The organism is Bacteroides sp. DH3716P (assembly GCF_025914115.1).
GTDB classification, from domain to species: domain Bacteria; phylum Bacteroidota; class Bacteroidia; order Bacteroidales; family Bacteroidaceae; genus Bacteroides; species Bacteroides ovatus.
Genome location: NZ_CP083673.1, coordinates 690,669 through 711,685, shown reverse-complemented (window position 1 = coordinate 711,685; position 21,017 = coordinate 690,669). Strand labels below are relative to the sequence as shown.

Here is a 21,017-nt window from a genome sequence, read left to right as displayed (position 1 = left end):
ACTACTTCATATTTATTAAGTTTCGCTTTTCTGTCTTTGGTCGCCGGTCGGTAGTCGGCTTCAATGTTTCTCCCGCACGCTTGCTGCGCCAGTTGAAAATATCGTCCTTATTTAGCGGACGGACATAGTCGAACCAGGCAAAAGTGGGAAGACGCAGTTTATCAGGCGGTATCTGGTCCATCGGATACATCGTTCCGTTGGATTTACCGATAAAAAGTCCTTTTTCCATTCTCTTATCCTTCATATAAAGATGCAGCATACTACCTTCCAGACAATTAAATCCGGTCATCGTACTGTCTTTCTCTTCAGGATAAAAAGCTGTCAGCACATTACCGATCACTTCAATATGGCGCATATCTCCATTAACGAAATAGGCTTTCATCTCCTTGCCGGACACTTGATTATAGTGAATAGAGTCTTTCATCTCCACTGTCAACGCCTGGTTGATAATGTGCGCCCAGTCAATCGTGCTGTCATTCATATAAATCTTGATCTGCTCACCAAGCAGTTGCTGTCCGTCATTCCAAAGAATAGGGTCAGTATACATGGTCATACAAGAATCTTTCGAATTATAGACCAGTGAGTCACATACTCCCTGAACATCTGTACGATACATACGTACTTTATGGTAAGCCTTCATCAACCGGTACAAAGAATCGGTATTCAGATTATAGGACACCATCTGCAAAGTATCCCCATGCATATAAAGACTGTCTCCCTGTGAATAATCGATAGCAACAGCACGTTTTGTTGCAAACGCAGAGTCCGTCAATTCATTATAGAAACAATAATCGCCCGTCAGCATATTCTTATTGATGGAGTCTGTCATCTTCACATTATCGAATGCTTCTCCGTAACCGATTACCCGGTCATAGAACAGACTGTCGCCTACAAGTTTCTTCCCCTGATTGGTCAGGACCGAACGGTCCAACAATTCCGCTTGTTCGGTCAATGTGTTATAGAATCCCCGTTCCGAATAGATATGATTATTATCACTGACAATATTGGAAGGTCCGAGAATCACTGCTATTTTGTTTTCGGTATTATACCTCAATGTATCGGAGGTCAACACAAACTTAGGGTTCACCAACTTCACATCATGGTTGAATACCGACTGTTTTGTTGCAGGGCTATATTCGCCCCAGTCAGAAGTCAGTACATTCTCTTCATCCATCAAAGTTCCCCCCTCGAAATAATATCCGAGATCGTAGAGACGGTCGTAGTTCAAGCTGTCCGTCAGCAGGGTCGTGTTCCGGTTAATCATCTTCACGTTTTCACGAAGTTGCGCAATTTGCGTCATTCCGTCATAATAAAGATAATCACCATAGATGAACAAGGTATCTCCCTGTTCCATACGCACATTGCTGAAGGCTTCTACGGAGTTGGTTTTCTCAAAAATCAGTGCACTGTCACAGTACATATACATACTGTCATGGCGCAACTTCACGTTACCAATCAACACCTGCACATCCGGACGTGCCAGCTTATCCGCCTGTCCTTCGTCAGCATGGAGCAAGTAAACTTTGGTCTTTTTATTCTCCGGTTGCTTCTTGTTGTCCGATTGTTTCTTATTACCCGCCGACGTTTTGGTTTTGGGAGCCGTCTTAGACGTATCCGCAGTCGATTTTGTCGAAGTCCCTGCCGTGGGTTTCTGTCCCGTCGGCCTCACTTGTGCCACAAGACATACACCAAACAGGCATAGAAAGCCTATAAGGAGCCATCTATGCCTGTCTTGTTGTTTATTTTTCTTATTCTTTTTCAGCATATAAAGTCAAAGCAAGGTTATATCAGTCATTCTTGACCCAACCCGGATACTTGAAGTCACACTTCTGCCAGTTTTCGTTGATGCGTACATAAGTGTGTTTTTGCTTGTTCAGAATCCATTTCTGCAACACCTCTTCGCGACGCTTATCCATTACGATTTCTTTCAGATCCTGATAGTCTTCCGCGATGGTTGCTTTATGACCATTGATTTTAGTTTTCAATTTCACGATAGCGCATACTTCTTTTCCATCTTTCTCATTAATCATTGTAAAAGCTTTGGAAATCTCGCCAACATTCATCTTATCCACTACCTTAGCAACGTCTTGAGGAAGATCCTGCATCTGGAACTTAGAAGTAGTGATACCTGAATGTTCATTGATGTTCACCATGATACCGTGATTGTTGCGGGTATCCTTATCTTGTGAGATAACGGCAGCGGCATCATCAAATGTGAATTTGTTAGCACGAATATCATCTGCAATAGAATCCAGACGGGCACAAGCCTCGGTCAGTTCTTTTTCCGAGACTTTCGGACGCAACAGGATATGGCGGGTATTAACACGGTCACCACGCTTCTCAATCAACTGGATAATATGGAAACCAAATTCCGATTCTACAATTTTGGAAACTTTCTTCGGGTCCTGCAAGCTGAATGCCACATTCGCATAAGCGGGGTCCATCATACCACGTCCCATAAATCCACATTCACCACCTTTAATGGCAGAAGCCTTATCTTCAGAATACAAACGGGCCAATGTAGAGAAGTCGATTTCTCCTTTTGTCACACGATCCGTATAATCACGCAGTGTCCTCTTTACATCCTCGATTTCCGAAACGGGTATTTTGGGTTGCAAAGTAATAATCTGCACTTCCACCTGTGTAGGAATGTAAGGGATACTATCCTGTGGAAGATCTTTGAAGTAACGGCGTACTTCTGCCGGAGTCACTTTGATATCTCCTGCCAGTTTCTGCTGCATCTTCTGAACCGTCAATCCGTCACGTGCATTATCACGCAAAGTTTCACGAATCTGGGTGGATGTTTTATTGAAATACTCCTCCATTTTCTCTCTGGAACCGATCTGCTGGATGTACATATTGGTCATCATATCCACACGCTGGATGATTTCCGCTTCGGAAACCTCGATACTGTCCAACTTTGCCTGATGCAGGAATAACTTCTGCACAGCAATCTCTTCAGGAATTACACAATAAGGATCGCCTTCGAATCTGCGTCCATTATACAAGGCATCCATACGGGCCTCTTCTACATCTGATTTTAAAATAGCTTCGTCACCTACTACCCAAACTACTTCATCAACCACATTATCTTGTGCATAGGTTGCCACATTAGCAAATATTGCCAGGACAAGGGTAACAACAAATCTAAAGTTCACAAACTTCTTCATTCTTTGTATTTAATAATTATATATAATCTTCTTCTTACTTACCGCCTGCTGATACAAGTCGTTCTTTACCTGTTCCATAAAGCTCACCCGTTTCTGATTTACCAGTAAGTCTTTCACTTCCGAGCGGGCAAATTCATACGGTTTCTCCTCACCAACTCCGCGATAATCGCTCACATTCAGGAAATAATAATAAGCCGTATCTTTCAATTCTACCTGACGGTGTTTGTTTACGTACTCTTCCGGTGCCTCTACTTTCAACGGAATCATGTCCAGGACATCGGTCACGGACACCCATTTATCATAGAAATATTCATATTTCACCGCATTCTGCAAACTATATTTTTCCAGGCTCTCGATAGCATCCTGTTTTTCCGACTTATACCATCTGCGCACATTGTTCAACTGGGGAGCTGTCAACGGCACTTTAATAAACAATCCCTTAATCAACGGACCTTCCAGTTTAAACAATTCCTTGTTTTTGCCGTAATACTCTGCTATCTCGTGTTCGGAAATATCATTCGCCAACTTCTGGCTAATCAACTCCTGCTGATAAGTATGCATTATCAACGCTTTCCGATAATTCTCCACCAGCTTGTCTACATCCACATTATCGGGGATATTGTTCGCAGCTTTCTCATACAATAAAATCTCTTCCGCCCAACTACGAATATAGTGCTCGGTGAAGAGAATGCTATCATCTTTTGACAATCCGACCGGAAGCACGGACATCAAATCTTCTTTATATAAAAAATTACCGTCCACCTCTACCAAAGGAGTCTTTCCTTTGTGGTCGTGCTGTTCCTTGCACGCTCCACAACCAAGAAGGGTAATCAGTAAGAGGACTAATATTCGCATCGGCAACTAAAATCTACTTATTTAAGGTACGAAGATAGTGAATAATCGGTTACATCAGTTATTATTAACTGTTTTTAAAACCTCTTGGTTTATTTCAACCTTACCGGACTCACTCAATTCCCGCATCCAGCACGTGTCAAGATAGCTTCGATAATCCTTTCGAACCCGATCAATTACTTCCCGATAATCATCCGGACCTTTCATTTTTTCGCCTACTACAATAGTAAAAGGATAAGACATCAAAGGATCAAAATCACCCTTCTTAAAAACCAGTTTATCTATATATTTATTGTCTCCGTCGGCAAAAATTCCTTGTTCAACTTGTATCTTTTCCTCCCCGGATGTATTAAAAGTTTGCCGAAGCTTGTCCGCCCACTCTTTTTCCGGCACTTTCTTCAGCATTTTTTTGGCTTGCTTTGCCGTCTTTTTATCAACGCAATGAAGTACGACTCCTCTATACCGGGGGCTCTCCCACCGATAATCCGACGAATGAAATTTAAAATAAGTAGCCAATCCCGCCCAGTCATTAGCTGCGGGCAAATCTATTTTCTGACGTGTTATCTCTTCCACCAAATAGTTTTCATCAGATTCCCGCAAGGCATAAGGAATTTCCGGATGCTTTTTATCGATATTCCGGCTTTCATAATCCAGCAATGACTTAGCTATAAATCCTTCCAACTGCCGTTTGACAGCTTGAGGATGAGAAGAGGCAAAATGCGTGAACATAGTTCCGGTGTATGCTTGTCCGTCAATCGTAAACAGGGTTTGTTCTGTACGGCCTTTCGCCAGCAGTTCTTCCATTGCCGCCTGATTGGGAGCATACTGCCATGCTTTTTTCAAGCGTTCGAGCACCGCGCCTGTACCTTTGTCCAAAATCTCCTTGCGCCGTAACCGTTCCATTAACCTGGCACTGACATTTTCGTAAGCAGCTGTTTCCTCCCGATCCATCACTTTCAAGATATGAATCCCTTCAGGAGTGAAAAAGGGCTGCGATGCCATACCTTTTGCCAGAGAGAAAGCAACATTCTCAAACTCGCTCGTTGTTTCCAGACATTCGATCCATCTACTTTGCTTATCATCCGAGTATATTTCGACCAAACGGTTAAAATTCAAATCCGGCTGATTCTGTATCGCCTGGTATATAGAATCCATCCGCGTTTTTTCTTCTTCTAAATGCCGGGAAGTAATTGTCTGCGGCAAACGTTTGAAAATCTGCATCACCTGTACCCTACCGCTACGTGCTTTCAGTCCCATCTTCTGATAGATAGCACGGGCACAACTATCCATCACTTGCCTGTCTAGCAGATAAGATTCCACCAACTCGGTCCGGCATTTCTCCTGTTGTTTACGAAAAGCAGAGGTCGTATCAAGTCCGGCAGCCCTGGCTGCTTCCACTTTCAACTTCGATTGAGCGAAAAGTGCCGCATACTCTTTGGACGAAAGCCTGGCATTTGAACGTTCGGCATAACGGCGGTATGCATATTCAAATTCCGAACGGAGTATCTCTCTTCCGTTAACACGCATCAATACCGGATCTTCCTGTGCAAAGACCGCGACTACAAAGAGAGAAATACATCCCAACAACAGGTTTCTTTTCATCATCAATTTTTATTTTTCAAACAACAAACGGTGAGCAGTGAACACCCTGCTGATTATACAGCCTGTTCACCGTTCACCGTTAATAGTTCACCGTATCTATCTATTATTCCGGACGGCTATAGTTAGGCGATTCACTGGTAATCGTCACATCGTGCGGATGACTTTCCATTACACCTGCATTGGTAATGCGGGTAAACTTAGCGTCATGAAGTTTCTCAATGTTAGCAGCGCCACAGTATCCCATACCTGCACGCAAACCACCAGTCAGCTGATAGACAACTTCGAAAAGTGTACCTTTATAAGGAACACGGGCAGCAATTCCTTCCGGAACCAGCTTCTTCACATCAGCAGTTCCGCTCTGGAAGTAACGGTCTTTCGAACCGTTCTCCATCGCTTCCAACGATCCCATACCACGATAGGATTTGAATTTACGACCATTGAAAATGATTGTGTCGCCCGGAGACTCTTCTGTTCCGGCAACCAACGATCCGATCATTACACAATATCCACCGGCAGCCAACGCTTTCACGACATCGCCCGAATAACGCAATCCACCATCGGCAATCAAGGGAATACCTGTACCCTTCAAGGCTTTTGCTACATCATAGACAGCAGACAACTGTGGAACACCTACACCGGCAACCACACGAGTGGTACAGATAGAACCCGGACCGATACCGACTTTCACTGCATCCGCTCCTGCTTCTACCAACGCTTTTGCAGCTTCTCCGGTAGCAATATTACCCACTACGATATCAATGTTCGGGAAGCGTTTCTTAGCTTCTTTCAGTTTTTCAATCACAAACATAGAGTGTCCGTGAGCCGTATCAATCACAATTGCATCCGCACCGGCATCTACCAATGCTTGCATACGATCCAGCGTATCGGCAGTCACACCTACACCGGCAGCTACACGCAAACGACCTTTGGCATCTTTACAAGCCATCGGTTTATCTTTTGCTTTTGTAATATCTTTATAAGTAACAAGACCGATCAACTTTCCGTCCATTCCGACAATCGGAAGTTTCTCGATCTTATGTTTCTGAAGAATCTGTGCAGCAGATTCTAGATCAGTAGACTGGTTTGTAGTTACCAATCTTTCTTTCGGAGTCATGACAAGATCAATATGTTTAGCCATGTCTCTTTCGAAACGCAAATCTCTGTTGGTAACAATACCCACCAAATAACCTTCATCATCTACCACAGGGATACCACCGATTTTATATTCCGCCATGATGTCCAGTGCATCCTGCACAGTAGAACCTCTTTTAATCGTTACAGGATCATAAATCATACCATTTTCGGCACGCTTTACAATAGCAACTTGTCTTGCCTGTTCTTCGATAGACATATTTTTGTGAATCACGCCGATACCACCCTCACGAGCAATGGCAATAGCCATTTTCGCTTCGGTAACCGTATCCATGGCAGCCGTCACAAAAGGAATTTTTAACTCAATGTTTTTTGAAAACTTAGTCGAGAGATCGACAGTGCGCGGTAAAACTTCAGAATAAGCGGGGATCAACAATACGTCGTCGTAAGTTAACCCATCCATTACAATCTTATCAGCAATAAATGACATAGGGCTATGCGTTTAAAAATTATTGCGTGCAAATATACGGTTTTTATTCAAAACTGCATACCTGCACGCTTATTTTTTTCGCTTTTTTAATTGGCCATTTCAGAGATGAACTTAATACGTACCAAGCGAACTTCCTCTTCAGTGAAGTCATCGCCTAATTCATCAAGCGCATCATCAATCTTATCAGTGGTAGATTCCTTGAAATAATCATAGATATCGAGCATGTGATCTTCATCCATGATTTCTTCCAGGAAATAATCGATATTCAGTTTGGTTCCCGAATAGACGATAGCTTCCACCTCATCCAGGAGTTCACCAAATTCGATACCTTTGGAAAGAGCGATATCATCTAACGCCACTTTACGGTCAATTGCCTGAATGATAGCCACTTTCATCTTTGATTTATTGGCAACCGTACGTACCCGCAAATCTTCAGGACGTTCTATTTCATTCTCTTCACAGTGGCGTTTGATTAATTTACAGAACTCTTCACCGTAACGCTTTGCTTTTCCGGCTCCTACACCCGGTATATTCTGCAATTCATCCAATGTCACCGGATAAATGGTAGCCATCGCTTCCAAAGACGGATCCTGGAAGATCACATAAGGCGGCACTTCCAGTTTCTTCGAGAGTTTCTTCCGCAAGTCCTTCAACATAGAATAAAGAGCAGGGTCTACCGCACAGGAACCACCGCCACGTGCCGGAACTTCTTCTTCTGTCTCTTCAAAGTCGTTGTCTTCGGTAATCTTGAATGACTTCGGCTTCTTCAAGAACTTGTGTCCTTCCTCCGTCACTTTCAGGAGTCCGTAATGTTCCACATCCTTGCTCAAGTAACCTGCGATCAGTGCTTGACGAATCACTGCGTTCCATGTTTTATCCTCTTCCCCCATACCGGAGCCGAAGACTTCGAGGTCTTCATGCAAATGCGCCTGTACTTCGGAAGTTTCTTTACCTTGTAGTATGTCTATAATATAATCTGCCTTAAAATTTTCTTTCACCGCGATAATCGCTTCAATCACGGCACACAATAACTCTTGAGCCTCCACTTGTTTTTTAGGGTTTAAACAGTTGTCACAATTTCCACAATTTTCTTCCGTATATTCTTCACCGAAATAATGCAGCAACGTCTTGCGCCGGCATACGGAAGATTCGGCATAAGCAGCGGTTTCCAACAGAAGCTGCTTGCCAATTTCCTGCTCTGCCACAGGTTTTCCTTGCATGAACTTCTCCAGTTTTTGCAAGTCTTTGTTTGTATAAAAGGTTATGCACTGACCTTCACCGCCATCTCTACCGGCACGTCCGGTCTCCTGGTAATACCCTTCCAGACTCTTTGGAATATCGTAGTGAATCACAAACCTTACATCCGGCTTGTCGATTCCCATACCGAAAGCGATAGTTGCTACAATAACATCCACTTTTTCCATCAGGAAATCATCCTGATTCTTAGTCCGCGCCAACGAATCCATCCCGGCATGATAAGGACGCGCATTGATACCGTTTGCCTGAAGGATTTCAGCAAGTTCCTCTACTTTTTTCCGGCTAAGGCAATAGATAATGCCCGATTTTTCCGGATTGTTTTTGATAAACTTGATAATATCCCTGTCAATATTAGCGGTCTTCGCGCGTACCTCATAATAAAGGTTCGGACGGTTGAACGACGATTTGAAAACTTGAGCATCTACCATTCCCAGATTTTTCTGGATATCATGCTGCACCTTTGGTGTCGCTGTTGCGGTCAACGCAATCAACGGAGCCTTTCCTATTTCGTTGATAATAGGGCGAATCCGCCGGTATTCCGGTCGGAAGTCATGTCCCCATTCAGAAATACAATGAGCTTCGTCCACTGCATAGAACGAAATTTTCACCGAACGCAAAAATTCTACATTTTCTTCTTTCGTCAGCGATTCCGGCGCCACATATAGCAATTTTGTCTTTCCGGCAAGGATGTCCGACCTCACTTGGTCTATCGCGCCTTTGTTTAATGAAGAATTGATAAAATGGGCGACGCCATCTTCTTCACTGAAATTGCGCATTGCATCCACTTGATTCTTCATCAACGCAATAAGCGGAGAAATTACAATTGCCGTACCTTCCATCAAGAGCGAAGGTAGCTGATAGCATAAAGATTTCCCGCCACCGGTAGGCATCAGTACAAAGGTATCTTTACCATCGAGCAAGTTGTTAATGATCGCTTCCTGGTTTCCCTTGAACTTATTAAATCCGAAACACTTCTTCAGTTCATCTGTTAAATTAATCTTCCTTGCCATCTTAACTTAGGTTGTTTTATTCAGTTCATGGTTTAACTTTAGTAGGCTCCCTCCTTCAAGAGAGCCAAACAAAGTTATAAACAACTTCGTAATTACCAAGCAAAATGCGACTAATATTTTTAAGAAAATACAGTTACGATCATCTTTTATAGTCTTACTCTCTGATTTTAAGCAGTTTGCAGTCGTGCCATATTCGCTTTTTCCAGTTGCATCTTTGCATAATCCAGCGTCACCTTATACTCTTTTTTGTCCTCTGAAGGGATTTCAAACATGACATCCATCATGATTGTCTCCACAATAGAGCGCAATCCACGGGCACCCAGCTTATATTCTACTGCCTTATCGACGATATATTCGAAGACAGCATCTTCAAATGTGAGCTTGATACCATCCATTTCAAACAGTTTGATGTACTGCTTGATGATAGAGTTTTTCGGTTCGGTGAGGATAGCACGAAGCGCATCCCGATCCAACGGATTCAAATAGGTCAGTACCGGAAGACGACCGATAATTTCGGGAATCAGTCCGAATGACTTCAAATCCTGCGGAGCGATATACTGCATCATGTTATTCTTGTCCACCGTCGCTGTTTTCTGCGACGCCGTATATCCTACGACATGTGTATTCAACCGTTGGGCGATCTTCTTTTCAATACCATCGAAAGCGCCGCCACAGATAAAGAGAATATTTTTGGTATTTACCGGAATCATCTTCTGGTCCGGATGCTTACGACCACCCTGGGGAGGTACGTTCACAACAGAACCTTCGAGTAATTTCAGCAATCCCTGCTGTACACCTTCACCGCTCACATCGCGAGTGATGGAAGGGTTATCTCCTTTGCGGGCAATCTTGTCGATCTCGTCGATAAACACAATACCCTGTTCCGCTTCAGGTACATTATAATCTGCCACCTGAAGCAAACGGGTTAAAATACTTTCGATATCTTCGCCTACATAACCGGCCTCTGTCAGCACCGTAGCGTCTACAATGGTAAACGGCACGTGCAGCAACTTGGCAATCGTACGTGCAAGCAACGTTTTTCCGGTTCCGGTACTACCTACCATAATAATGTTCGACTTTTCAATCTCCACATCATCCCCGCTGTCTTTTTGCAACAGACGTTTATAATGGTTATAGACCGATACGGAAAGGAAGCGTTTTGCGTCATCCTGTCCGATCACATACTGGTCGAGGAATTTCTTGATTTCTACCGGTTTGGGCAGTTCTTTTAAATTAAGTTTGGTAGCTCCCGCGCTTTTCTTGCCTTCGCCCAATGCTTCCTGAGTAATCTCATAAGCCTGGGTAGCACAACTGTCGCAGATATAGCCGTTCATTCCCGTAATCAGGAATCCGACTTCATTCTCCGACCGTCCACAGAAGCTACACCTTTTCTTTGTCTTTGAATCAGCCATTTTTATTTCTTAATCAATACCTCATCAATCATACCGTATTCTTTCGCTTCCTGAGCTGTCATCCAGTAGTCGCGGTCAGAGTCCGCCCATACCTTATCGAAATCAGTATGCGAATGATCGGCGATGATCGTATAAAGTTCTTTCTTCAATTTCTGAATCTCACGAGCTGTGATTTCAATGTCCGACGCTTGTCCTTGCGCACCACCCATCGGCTGGTGAATCATCACACGTGAATGAGGCAACGCAGAACGTTTGCCTTCAGCACCGGCAACAAGCAGTACAGCCGCCATTGAAGCTGCCATACCTGTACAGATGGTAGCAACATCACTTGAAATAAACTGCATCGTATCATAAATGCCCAGTCCGGCGTATACACTTCCGCCCGGAGAGTTGATATAGATAGAGATATCCTTACCCGGATCAACAGAATCCAGATACAGCAACTGTGCCTGAAGCGTATTCGCTGTATAGTCATCTACTTGTGTACCGAGGAAAATGATGCGGTCCATCATCAAACGGGAGAAAACGTCGAGTTGAGTAACGTTCAACTGTCTTTCTTCCAGAATATAGGGATTCAAATACCCGGCCTGCGATTTAATCACATCATCCAATACCATGCCATTCATTCCTAAATGCTTGGTTGCGTATTTTCTAAAATCATCCATGTTAATTGTTCCTTTCTTATAAATTAAAAATAAACGTAAGTACAAAGAAACGAAAAAGAATACAGAGACACAAAAAAACACAGAGTTATAATTTTATAAAAACTCTGTGTTTCTGTGACTTTATATTCTATTCAACCGAATGATTATTCAAACATCTTATTGAATTCTTCGATTGAAACGTTCTTGTTTTCCAAAGTAACCTGCGCTTTCAGAGCAGCAGCCAGCTTCACTTCTACCACACGACTTACCAAATTATTGATAGTTTCTTTCTTCTTCAACATCTCCTGTGCATAGTTATCAAGCACATCATCAGGGATAGACAACATACCGTATTGAGCAAACTGTGCCTTCGTTGTTTCTCTAGCCATCTTCAGAACATCTTCCTGTTCTACTTTGATTTCGTTTGCTTCAACCAACTGTTCCTTAATCAGGTGCCAAGTCAGTTCCTCGATGCTCTTATCATAGTTTTCAGCAACATATTCTTCGCCCTTTTCTTCGTTATTCAGCAACATGATACGTTTCAGCAGAGCGTCAGAGAATTCCAACTTACCTACTTTTTCCATCATCACTTTGCGAATATCGATCAGGAACTTATAATCGCTGTCAGCAACAAATCTTGCTGCAATTTCTTCTTTAATCTTAGCGCGGAATTCCTCTTCAGTCTTCACAACACCTTCGCCAAATGCCTGGTCGAACACTTCCTGTGTCAATTCACCCGGAACAAAACGAGTGATTTCTTCTACCTGGAAGCTGAAGTCAGACTTAACGTCTTTCGCGATTTCCTTGTCGATCTTCAACAAAGAACCCAGTTCAGCAGCATGTCCGTCATAAGCAACATTCGGATTGAACACCAATACATCATTTACTTTTGCGTTAGCAAAAATAGCTTTCTGATCGTCATTCTTCATGTAAGCAGGCATCAACACAGCAGCTTCTACCTGAATACCACCTTCTTTTGTATTGCCTTCTTCGTCCAACTGTGCCAGCAGACCTTTCAACATATCATTATCTTCGTAAGCATCTACCTTATCATACTTACCAGTGCGTTGAGTGTACATCTTCACCTGGTTGTCGATCATTTCTTCAGAAACTTCGATAGAATAATAATCTACTTTATCTTTAGCGCTTACTTCTGCTTTAAATTCAGGTGCCAAAGCGATATCGAACACGAATTCGAACTCTTCCATTGTATCGAAATCAATATTCTGCTGCTTTTCTTCATTAGGCAACGGCTCGCCCAACATATTCACCTTATTATCTTTAATATAATTGTAAACAGCTTCTTGCAATGCCTTATTCACAACCTCTGCAATCACCGATTTACCATACATCTTTTTAATAAGACTTGTCGGCACCATACCTTTACGGAATCCCGGAATCTGTGCCTTCTGACGGAGTGATTTCAACTCTTTGTCTACTTTCTCCTGATAATCTGCTTTCTCAAGCTTTACAGTAAGCTCTGCGCTTACTTTGTCAATGTTTTGTAATGAAACGTTCATTCTGACAATTATTTATTTGATTTATACTTTGTTCTATACTCAAAGAGGGTGCAAAATTAGTGCTAATCTTTCAAATTTCAAAAGACATTGCAGATTTATTTCAGCAACGCCACCCATCTTTCACACATCTTTTATTAATTATTTCATCAATTCCTCATATATAAACAACAATAAACCATCAGCAACGACCACGCCGCAGGTCCCCCGGCCTACTTTTTTCTCCATCAAGCGAGCGCCCGTAACGAAGCGTTAAGAAGGGCAGACTGTTTGAGCGTAGCGAGTTTCTGCCCTTTAGCGTAGTGAAGGAAGCGAGTAGGAGAAAAAAGTCAGCCTTGAAAAGCCCGATTTAGTGAGTGTAGCCACAAGCTCGCTTGAGGATACCGAGCGTGAGGGCTTTCTCCAACTTTTCTTTGGTTCTTTCTTTTCTTTCAAGAGAAAAGGAAAGAACTTTTTTTTCTGATAATCCGCAAATTAACCTTCCAAAAAGATGGTTAATCCAAAAATTATTCTTTTCTTTGCTGCGGATTGATGGACCATTAGTTTCTCGATTTGATTACAAGGTTTTTACTTCCGTTACGAAACGCATTTGTAAACTCTCTGTCGTTTTAATCTTTTTATTAGTAACCATCTGTCCAGAGAGTTTTATTCATTTATTTATTTTTTATCATTTTCATTATGAACATTTATGTTGGAAACCTTAACTACCGTGTTAAGGAAGGAGATCTGCAACAAGTGATGGAAGATTACGGAGCAGTATCATCAGTTAAAGTTGTTATGGACCGTGAAACCGGTAAATCCAAAGGATTCGCTTTCATCGAAATGGAAGACGACGCTGCAGCTGCAAAAGCTATTGCTGAATTGAACGGAGCTGAATACATGGGCCGTACAATGGTAGTTAAAGAAGCTAGACCTAGAGCTTAATTGCCGACGCTAATATAGCTAAGAAAAAAAGAAACTTCTGTCACCCGATGACAGAAGTTTTTTTATTACCCTTCCATTCCTTGCACTTCCACGTCCTTCACCTTACGGAGCAAGTCTGAAGCAAAGATAAAGTTATTCAGTCGTTCGTTGGTAGAGGTAAAGATATCATCTTTTGTCCCTTCCCACTCTTTATGTCCTTCATAAATATAAATCACTTTCTCGCCAATTCCCAATACAGAATTCATATCATGCGTATTGATAATGGTCGTCATGTTATATTCCTGCGTAATATCATGGATCAGATCATCAATCACCAATGACGTTTTCGGATCGAGTCCCGAGTTCGGTTCATCGCAAAACAAATATTGCGGATTCAGGGCAATCGCACGTGCAATAGCCACACGCTTCTGCATCCCCCCACTGATTTCTCCCGGAAACTTATCTTTCGCCTCCCCCAGATTCACACGATCCAAGCAGAACATCGCCCGTTTGGTACGCTCACGCAAAGTATCATTGCTAAACATATTCAACGGAAACATCACATTGTCCAACACCGTCATCGAGTCAAACAGAGCCGCACTCTGGAAAATCATCCCCATCTCCTTGCGAAGCATCTTTTTCTCCTTCTTCCCCATCAAGACAAGGTTACGTCCGTCATATAAGACTTCCCCCTTCTCCGGAGTAAGCAATCCTACAATACACTTCATCAATACCGTCTTACCGGAGCCACTCTGACCGATAATCAAATTCGTCTTTCCATTTTCAAAACTAGCATTGATATCGCTCAATACCGTTTTGTCATCAAATGATTTATAAAGTCCTTTAATCTCAATCATCCCATCAAAAGTTTAGTTAATATCAAGTCCGCAAACAGAATCAATACACTGCTGGATACTACGGCATCCGTAGAAGCCTTTCCCACAGCAATCGATCCACCATCTACCGTATATCCGAAGAAAGCAGACACACTTGCAATAATAAACGCAAAAAAGAGGGATTTGATGATACCGGCCCAAATAAACCACTCCACAAACATATATTGCAATCCATATTCCAGATCGACCGCATTCATCACCCCAGCAAACCAACAGGTGCAAAAGGCACCGATAATTCCGGCAAAGATACTGAACGTCACTAAAATAGGAATCACAGTTACCATCGCCGTAATCTTAGGCAGAATCAGGTAGTTTGCCGAATTGATACCCATAATTTCGAGCGCGTCAATCTGCTGCGTCACCCGCATTGTTCCTAATTCCGAAGCGATATTCGATCCTACTTTTCCCGCAAGAATCAAACACATGATAGAGGAAGAAAATTCCAGCAACATAATTTCACGTGTCACATACCCCACTGTCCAGCGAGGCATCCACGGACTTTCGATATTCAACTTGATCTGGATGGTAATAACCGCGCCGATGAAAAACGAAATCAACAGCACGATACCGATGGAGTTCACACCTAGTTGCTCCAACTCGTTAAGGTATTGCCGGAAGAACATACGCATACGTTCGGGACGGGAAAAAGTCCGTCCCATCAGCATGAAATATCTCCCGACGGTTCTCAATGCTTTTATCATAACTCACACTATTTGTCTGCAAATGTACATTATTTCAGCTTATTTTTACTACATTTGCCGCAAAATAACTAGAATATGGAAGAAAGCAAGATGGTGCTCCGCACGGAAGACCTGGTTAAGAAGTACGGTAAACGAACCGTTGTAAGCCACGTTTCCATCAATGTGAAGCAAGGTGAGATTGTAGGTTTGCTGGGACCGAACGGTGCCGGTAAGACGACTTCATTCTATATGACCGTAGGGCTGATTACTCCGAATGAAGGACGTATTTTCCTCGACGACCTGGAGATTACCAAATATCCGGTTTACAAACGAGCGCAAACGGGAATCGGCTACCTTGCACAGGAAGCTTCCGTTTTCCGCCAGATGAGTGTGGAAGATAATATCGCCGCCGTACTGGAAATGACTAACAAGCCCAAAGAATATCAAAAGGAGAAACTCGAAAGCCTGATAGCAGAATTCCGTCTGCAAAAGGTACGCAAAAACAAAGGTAACCAATTGTCCGGAGGTGAACGCCGCCGTACGGAGATTGCCCGTTGTCTTGCCATCGACCCCAAATTCATCATGCTTGACGAACCTTTTGCCGGTGTAGACCCGATTGCCGTAGAAGATATCCAGCAAATTGTTTGGAAGCTGAAAGACAAGAATATCGGAATCCTGATTACCGACCACAACGTACAGGAGACACTTAGTATCACCGACCGCGCCTATCTGCTGTTTGAAGGAAAGATTCTTTTCCAGGGAACACCGGAAGAATTATCGGAGAATCAGATTGTGCGTGAAAAATACTTGAGTAACAGCTTCGTTTTACGCAGAAAAGATTTCCAGTTGGAGAAATAGATTCACCACAGATTAACACAGATTTCCACAGATATTTCATAAAGAATACGGGCTAATCAAATGATACAAAACTTGTAAATTGATTAGCCCGTTTTTTATTTTTAATCTGCGGAAATCTGTGTTAATCTGTGGTGAACTTTACTTCTGTCGAATATAAATATTAACCGGAGTACCTGTCAGGTTCCATTTCTCACGCATCTTATTTTCGAGGAAACGTTTGTACGGATCCTTCACATACTGCGGCAAGTTGGCAAAATAGACAAATGAAGGCACTTGCGTATTCGGCAACTGTGTGATGTATTTAATCTTGATATACTTACCTTTATTTGAGGGAGGCGGATAAGCCTCGATCAGCGGAAGCATTTCTTCATTCAAACGAGCTGTCGGAATCTTTGTCGTCCGGTTCTCATATACATTACGTGCTTCTTCCAGCACTTTCAGAATACGTTGTTTGGTCAATGCAGAAGCAAAGATGATCGGGAAATCGACAAACGGAGCAAAACGTGAACGGACAGCTTCCTCAAATGTCTTCTGCACTTTCACTGATTTATCTTCCACCAAGTCCCATTTATTAATCACGACTACCAATCCTTTCTGGTTCTTCTGAATCAGAGAAAAGATATTCAAGTCCTGGCTCTCAACACCCCTCGTTGCATCCAACATCAGAATACAAACATCCGAACCTTCGATGGCACGAATCGAACGAATCACCGAATAATATTCCAAGTCTTCATTTACCTTGTTTTTCTTACGGATACCTGCCGTATCTACCAGGTAAAAATCAAATCCGAATTTATTGTAACGAGTGTAGATCGAGTCACGGGTAGTCCCTGCAATCTCTGTCACGATATTACGTTCTTCCCCAATAAACGCGTTTACAATGGAAGATTTTCCTGCATTCGGGCGTCCTACCACAGCAAAACGAGGAATATCATCATCTAGGATTTCAGAAGACTCCTTCTTGAAATTGCTGACAATCAAATCCATCAAATCACCCGTACCACTTCCTGTCATGGCAGAAACACAATACGGATCGCCCAATCCCAGTTTATAAAACTCGGGAGCGTTATACTGTAAATCATGATTGTCCGTTTTATTGGCAACCATAATCACCGGACTATTAGCACGACGCAGAATAGCCGCCACCTGCATATCCAGGTCGGTCACTCCATTCATCACATCTACAACGAACAAAATAACGTCCGCTTCATCCACTGCCAATAATACCTGCTTGCGGATTTCCTCTTCAAAAACATCATCCGAATTAACCACCCATCCGCCGGTATCCACCACGGAGAACTCACGGCCCAGCCACTCGGACTTGCCATATTGTCTGTCGCGGGTTGTACCCGCTTCTTCATTCACAATAGCCTGACGAGTCTTCGTCAGACGGTTAAATAAGGTAGACTTGCCCACATTCGGGCGTCCTACAATTGCAACTAAATTACCCATAGTTCAATACCTTGTTTTTTTCACGACTATCACAGTCGCATGAATACTCTTAATCTAACTGATAACCAAAATTACGCAGTTCCTTATCCGAACTACGCCAATCCTTATCCACTTTCACATACGTTTCGAGGAAAATAGTCTTTCCAAAGAAACGTTCCAGTTCGCGGCGAGCCTCGGTAGCTACCTTCTTCAACGCCTTGCCCTGTTTACCGATAATAATTCCTTTCTGCGAATCACGTTCCACGTTAATCACCGCACGAATATGAATCTTCTTCGGCTCTTCCTTAAACTCCTCTACGACCACTTCCACCGAATAAGGAATCTCCTTGTCGTAGTAGAGCAGAATCTTTTCCCGGATAATCTCATTCACGAAGAAACGGGCAGGCTTGTCCGTCCACTGATCCTTTCCAAAATAAGGAGGAGAATCGGGCAACAGTTCTTTGATTCGCTTCATCACATAGTCCACATTGAACTTCGATGTAGCAGAAATCGGAATAATTTCGGCTTGGGGAAGCAGTTCTTTCCAATCTTCCACCAGCTTTACCAGTTTTTCCTGATCTGTAAGATCTATCTTATTGATGAGCAGGAGCACAGGCACCGTCATCTGGCGTACCTTCTCCATAAACTCATTATTCTTATCCGGCGTCTCCACCACGTCAGTCACATAAAGCAAGATATCCGCATCCGTCAATGCCGAAGTAGAAAAATTCAGCATCGACTCCTGTAGTTTATAATTGGGCTTCAATACTCCCGGAGTATCAGAAAAAACAATCTGCATTTCATCCGTATTATAGATTCCCATAATCCGGTGACGAGTTGTCTGCGCCTTGAAAGTAGCGATCGAAATACGTTCACCCACCAAGACATTCATCAATGTCGATTTTCCGACATTCGGATTTCCTACAATGTTTACAAAACCTGCTTTATGCATTTCTCTTCATTTTATTGGTTGAGACAAAAAAACGCATCGAATCGAAATAGGATGCGTTTTTGAGTGTTATAGTTCAGTAACTTACGTTACGATTCCTTTTTTCCGTCATAACCCCATTTCACGTAAACTGCGCCCCATGTAAATCCGGCACCGAATGCAGTGAAAATGATATTATCACCTTTCTTGAGTTTATCTTCATAATCCCAGATACACAAAGGAAGAGTAGCAGCACTGGTGTTACCGTAATGCTCAATATTTACCAACACTTTATCCATTGGCACCTCCATACGGTGAGCCACGGCTTCGATAATGCGGACATTCGCCTGATGCGGAACAATCCAGTTGATATTATCTTTCGTCAGACCATTCTTTTCTGCAATAGCAGCAGATACATCCGACATGTTGGATACAGCATATTTAAACACTGTTCTTCCTTCCTGGTGCAAATAGTGCATTTTATTGTCTACTGTGAAATAAGACGGAGGACAAACCGAACCACCAGCTTTCATGTGGAGGAAAGGCAATCCTTTGCCATCAGTTCTCAGTATCGAATCCATGATTCCGTAATCTTCCGTAGTCGGTTCCACCATAAAGGCAGCAGCACCGTCACCAAAGATAGGGCATGTAGCACGATCTGTATAGTTAACCATTGACGACATCTTATCGGCACCGACAATGATAATTTTCTTATATCTTCCCGAACGGATGAAATTAGCAGCTGTCTCCATTAAATACAGGAAACCGCTACAAGCAGCTTGCAAATCGAAAGCAAATGCATTCTTCAGTCCGAGTTTATCACAAAGAATAGAAGCTGTAGAAGGGAAGTGATAGTCAGGAGTAGTGGTAGCGACAACAACCAAATCAATGTCATCAGGATTAGCACCAGTTTTCTTCATCAACTGTTTGGCAGCTTTGCGTGCCATGTATGAACTACCTAATCCTTCCTCATTCAGAATATGTCTCTCCTTTACTCCGATACGAGTCATAATCCATTCGTCGTTGGTATCCACCATTTTTGATATCTCGTCGTTAGTTAAGATATAATCGGGAACGTACCCGCCGACTCCTGTGATTACTGCATTTATTTTTTCCATCAAACCTATTTTAAATTAGCAATACTATAATACTTAAAGCAGCCGGAGAGCTTTACCCTCAGGCTGTTTTCAGTATAACTGTACTAATTATACAGCTGCTTCTTTCTCAATAGCGAGCTTACCTCTGTAATAGCCACAAGCACCACATACAGTGTGGTAAACGTGCCATTCGCCGCAATTCGGACAAATAGCCAATGTAGGAGCTACTGCCTTATCATGAGTTCTTCTCTTCGCTTGTCTCGTACTTGATTGTCTTCTCTTAGGATGTGCCATTTTCTTAAAACTTTAATTATTATCTAATATTTTTTTTAATTCATTCCAGCGAGGATCAATTTGTTCCTCCACTTCTTCCTCAATTACGATGTCATCTCCACCTGTGTCGAAAGTATCATCGCTATCCTCATTCGCATTTGTTTTCAAATGCTTGTTCAATTTACTAGTTACCGCTTTATTACACTTACCGGGAGCATGTACATGCTTCATCGGAATAGACAGCGCAACAAATTCATACATGAACCATGCAACGTTGATTTCCCCTTCTTCCTCGGGAATCACAATCAGGTTGTCACCTTCTTCTGCATATTCATGACCAAACTTTACCATCAGTTTATCAGAAGAACTGATAGGTAGCTCCATATCATCCAGACAACGGTCGCATGGTACCCATACCATTCCGTCAGTTTGGAAACTCAGTTCGAAAGCACGAGAGGTTCTTTTCACAGTCAATGTAACATTGACCTTTCCTTTCTGAACTTCAGGACCATCAATGTGAGCGAAGTAAAGGTTATCCAATACAAACTCATACTTAGCAGAGTCTGCTTGCATACCTTTCAAGTCAATTTTGTATTTATCAAATTTTCCCAAAGCTTCTCTCTTTTTTAAATCGTTAGCTTACAATTCGGGCGACAAAGATACAAATAAATATCCTCATAACATACAAATTATCAGTAAATATTCACTTTTTTAATAGGTATTATGAGGTTTGTATCTGCTAAAAAGGGTGGTATAAATACCAAAGTAATAAAAAACAGAAAGCCTCGCCCGTCAATAGACAAGCGAGGCTTCTTTAAAACGGCGGCTACCTACTCTCCCACTGTTACGCAGTACCATCGGCGTGACGAGGCTTAACTTCTCTGTTCGGAATGGGAAGAGGTGGA

The 21,017-nt window shown here is 42.6% G+C and carries 19 protein-coding genes; 3 read left to right on the top strand and 16 right to left on the bottom strand.

All coding sequences use genetic code 11. The annotated features are described in order from the left end of the window. Position 1: 1 nt before the first annotated feature. The 9 genes from KQP79_RS02400 to tig form a co-directional block, all read right to left on the bottom strand. Positions 2 to 1,765: an OstA-like protein gene (locus tag KQP79_RS02400; RefSeq protein ID WP_032855820.1), complete on the bottom strand. Its 1,764-nt coding sequence runs from the start codon at positions 1,763 to 1,765 to the stop codon at positions 2 to 4. A 22-nt stretch (positions 1,766 to 1,787) separates the two neighbouring features. After that, positions 1,788 to 3,170: a peptidylprolyl isomerase gene (locus KQP79_RS02395; protein WP_004297172.1), complete on the bottom strand. Its 1,383-nt coding sequence runs from the start codon at positions 3,168 to 3,170 to the stop codon at positions 1,788 to 1,790. 9 nt (positions 3,171 to 3,179) lie between these two features. Continuing rightward, complete coding sequence (locus KQP79_RS02390; protein ID WP_004308632.1) at positions 3,180 to 4,025, bottom strand: hypothetical protein; 846 nt, start codon at positions 4,023 to 4,025, stop codon at positions 3,180 to 3,182. Positions 4,026 to 4,079: 54 nt separating this feature from the next. Continuing rightward, complete coding sequence (locus KQP79_RS02385; RefSeq protein ID WP_022198987.1) at positions 4,080 to 5,624, bottom strand: peptidylprolyl isomerase; 1,545 nt, start codon at positions 5,622 to 5,624, stop codon at positions 4,080 to 4,082. Between the two features lie 103 nt (positions 5,625 to 5,727). After that, positions 5,728 to 7,206, bottom strand: coding sequence for an IMP dehydrogenase (gene guaB, locus KQP79_RS02380; protein WP_061447867.1), 1,479 nt, complete (start codon positions 7,204 to 7,206; stop codon positions 5,728 to 5,730). 86 nt (positions 7,207 to 7,292) lie between these two features. Beyond that, positions 7,293 to 9,473, bottom strand: coding sequence for a DNA helicase RecQ (gene recQ, locus KQP79_RS02375; RefSeq protein WP_008020386.1), 2,181 nt, complete (start codon positions 9,471 to 9,473; stop codon positions 7,293 to 7,295). 167 nt (positions 9,474 to 9,640) lie between these two features. Further along, on the bottom strand, positions 9,641 to 10,885 hold the full coding sequence (gene clpX / locus KQP79_RS02370; RefSeq protein ID WP_004314393.1) for an ATP-dependent Clp protease ATP-binding subunit ClpX: 1,245 nt from the start codon (positions 10,883 to 10,885) through the stop codon (positions 9,641 to 9,643). A 2-nt stretch (positions 10,886 to 10,887) separates the two neighbouring features. Beyond that, complete coding sequence (gene clpP, locus KQP79_RS02365; RefSeq protein WP_004297164.1) at positions 10,888 to 11,550, bottom strand: ATP-dependent Clp endopeptidase proteolytic subunit ClpP; 663 nt, start codon at positions 11,548 to 11,550, stop codon at positions 10,888 to 10,890. A 143-nt stretch (positions 11,551 to 11,693) separates the two neighbouring features. Beyond that, the gene (tig, locus tag KQP79_RS02360) at positions 11,694 to 13,049 is read right to left on the bottom strand and encodes a trigger factor (protein WP_055236066.1); all 1,356 of its coding nucleotides are present in this window, start codon (positions 13,047 to 13,049) and stop codon (positions 11,694 to 11,696) included. Between the two features lie 675 nt (positions 13,050 to 13,724). Here tig and KQP79_RS02355 point away from each other — a divergent pair. Next, entirely contained in the window at positions 13,725 to 13,970 is a 246-nt protein-coding gene (locus KQP79_RS02355) for an RNA recognition motif domain-containing protein (RefSeq protein WP_004297160.1), read from the top strand. A gap of 65 nt (positions 13,971 to 14,035) precedes the next feature. On the opposite strand, the gene KQP79_RS02350 is transcribed toward KQP79_RS02355, so the two are convergent. After that, the gene (locus KQP79_RS02350; RefSeq protein ID WP_004308628.1) at positions 14,036 to 14,806 is read right to left on the bottom strand and encodes an ABC transporter ATP-binding protein; all 771 of its coding nucleotides are present in this window, start codon (positions 14,804 to 14,806) and stop codon (positions 14,036 to 14,038) included. Beyond that, on the bottom strand, positions 14,803 to 15,546 hold the full coding sequence (locus KQP79_RS02345) for an MlaE family ABC transporter permease (RefSeq protein ID WP_004308627.1): 744 nt from the start codon (positions 15,544 to 15,546) through the stop codon (positions 14,803 to 14,805). The genes KQP79_RS02350 and KQP79_RS02345 overlap by 4 nt, the downstream gene beginning before the upstream one ends. 75 nt (positions 15,547 to 15,621) lie before the next feature. Between KQP79_RS02345 and lptB the strand changes: the two genes are divergently transcribed. Further along, a complete protein-coding gene (gene lptB, locus KQP79_RS02340; RefSeq protein WP_004308626.1) occupies positions 15,622 to 16,383 on the top strand; it encodes an LPS export ABC transporter ATP-binding protein in 762 nt (253 codons plus the stop codon). Between the two features lie 138 nt (positions 16,384 to 16,521). Here lptB and der read toward each other — a convergent pair whose 3' ends face one another. The 5 genes from der to KQP79_RS02315 all read right to left on the bottom strand — a co-directional run bounded on the left by der (position 16,522) and on the right by KQP79_RS02315 (position 20,724). Next, positions 16,522 to 17,835, bottom strand: coding sequence for a ribosome biogenesis GTPase Der (gene der, locus KQP79_RS02335; RefSeq protein ID WP_004308625.1), 1,314 nt, complete (start codon positions 17,833 to 17,835; stop codon positions 16,522 to 16,524). Between the two features lie 49 nt (positions 17,836 to 17,884). Next, positions 17,885 to 18,766 (bottom strand): GTPase Era, encoded by an 882-nt coding sequence (era, locus tag KQP79_RS02330; protein ID WP_004308624.1) that lies wholly within the window; start codon positions 18,764 to 18,766, stop codon positions 17,885 to 17,887. Between the two features lie 86 nt (positions 18,767 to 18,852). Further along, positions 18,853 to 19,860: a beta-ketoacyl-ACP synthase III gene (locus KQP79_RS02325; RefSeq protein ID WP_004308623.1), complete on the bottom strand. Its 1,008-nt coding sequence runs from the start codon at positions 19,858 to 19,860 to the stop codon at positions 18,853 to 18,855. Between the two features lie 87 nt (positions 19,861 to 19,947). After that, positions 19,948 to 20,133, bottom strand: coding sequence for a 50S ribosomal protein L32 (gene rpmF / locus KQP79_RS02320; RefSeq protein WP_004296852.1), 186 nt, complete (start codon positions 20,131 to 20,133; stop codon positions 19,948 to 19,950). Positions 20,134 to 20,145: 12 nt separating this feature from the next. Then, a complete protein-coding gene (locus KQP79_RS02315) occupies positions 20,146 to 20,724 on the bottom strand; it encodes a YceD family protein (protein ID WP_004313594.1) in 579 nt (192 codons plus the stop codon). Positions 20,725 to 20,835: 111 nt separating this feature from the next. Here KQP79_RS02315 and KQP79_RS02310 point away from each other — a divergent pair, with 111 nt between their 5' ends. Beyond that, a complete protein-coding gene (locus KQP79_RS02310; RefSeq protein WP_153882595.1) occupies positions 20,836 to 20,988 on the top strand; it encodes a hypothetical protein in 153 nt (50 codons plus the stop codon). Positions 20,989 to 21,017: the final 29 nt, after the last annotated feature.

Coding starts and splice junctions, on each gene's coding strand:
- KQP79_RS02395 (WP_004297172.1), bottom strand. CDS start 3,170: ATGAAGAAGTTTGTGAACTTTAGATTTGTTGTTACCCTTGTCCTGGCA.
- recQ (WP_008020386.1), bottom strand. CDS start 9,473: ATGGCAAGGAAGATTAATTTAACAGATGAACTGAAGAAGTGTTTCGGA.
- KQP79_RS02310 (WP_153882595.1), top strand. CDS start 20,836: ATGAGGTTTGTATCTGCTAAAAAGGGTGGTATAAATACCAAAGTAATA.
- guaB (WP_061447867.1), bottom strand. CDS start 7,206: ATGTCATTTATTGCTGATAAGATTGTAATGGATGGGTTAACTTACGAC.
- KQP79_RS02400 (WP_032855820.1), bottom strand. CDS start 1,765: ATGCTGAAAAAGAATAAGAAAAATAAACAACAAGACAGGCATAGATGG.
- KQP79_RS02390 (WP_004308632.1), bottom strand. CDS start 4,025: ATGCGAATATTAGTCCTCTTACTGATTACCCTTCTTGGTTGTGGAGCG.
- der (WP_004308625.1), bottom strand. CDS start 17,835: ATGGGTAATTTAGTTGCAATTGTAGGACGCCCGAATGTGGGCAAGTCT.
- era (WP_004308624.1), bottom strand. CDS start 18,766: ATGCATAAAGCAGGTTTTGTAAACATTGTAGGAAATCCGAATGTCGGA.
- KQP79_RS02350 (WP_004308628.1), bottom strand. CDS start 14,806: ATGATTGAGATTAAAGGACTTTATAAATCATTTGATGACAAAACGGTA.
- KQP79_RS02355 (WP_004297160.1), top strand. CDS start 13,725: ATGAACATTTATGTTGGAAACCTTAACTACCGTGTTAAGGAAGGAGAT.
- lptB (WP_004308626.1), top strand. CDS start 15,622: ATGGAAGAAAGCAAGATGGTGCTCCGCACGGAAGACCTGGTTAAGAAG.
- tig (WP_055236066.1), bottom strand. CDS start 13,049: ATGAACGTTTCATTACAAAACATTGACAAAGTAAGCGCAGAGCTTACT.
- rpmF (WP_004296852.1), bottom strand. CDS start 20,133: ATGGCACATCCTAAGAGAAGACAATCAAGTACGAGACAAGCGAAGAGA.
- clpX (WP_004314393.1), bottom strand. CDS start 10,885: ATGGCTGATTCAAAGACAAAGAAAAGGTGTAGCTTCTGTGGACGGTCG.
- KQP79_RS02325 (WP_004308623.1), bottom strand. CDS start 19,860: ATGGAAAAAATAAATGCAGTAATCACAGGAGTCGGCGGGTACGTTCCC.
- KQP79_RS02345 (WP_004308627.1), bottom strand. CDS start 15,546: ATGATAAAAGCATTGAGAACCGTCGGGAGATATTTCATGCTGATGGGA.
- KQP79_RS02385 (WP_022198987.1), bottom strand. CDS start 5,624: ATGAAAAGAAACCTGTTGTTGGGATGTATTTCTCTCTTTGTAGTCGCG.
- clpP (WP_004297164.1), bottom strand. CDS start 11,550: ATGGATGATTTTAGAAAATACGCAACCAAGCATTTAGGAATGAATGGC.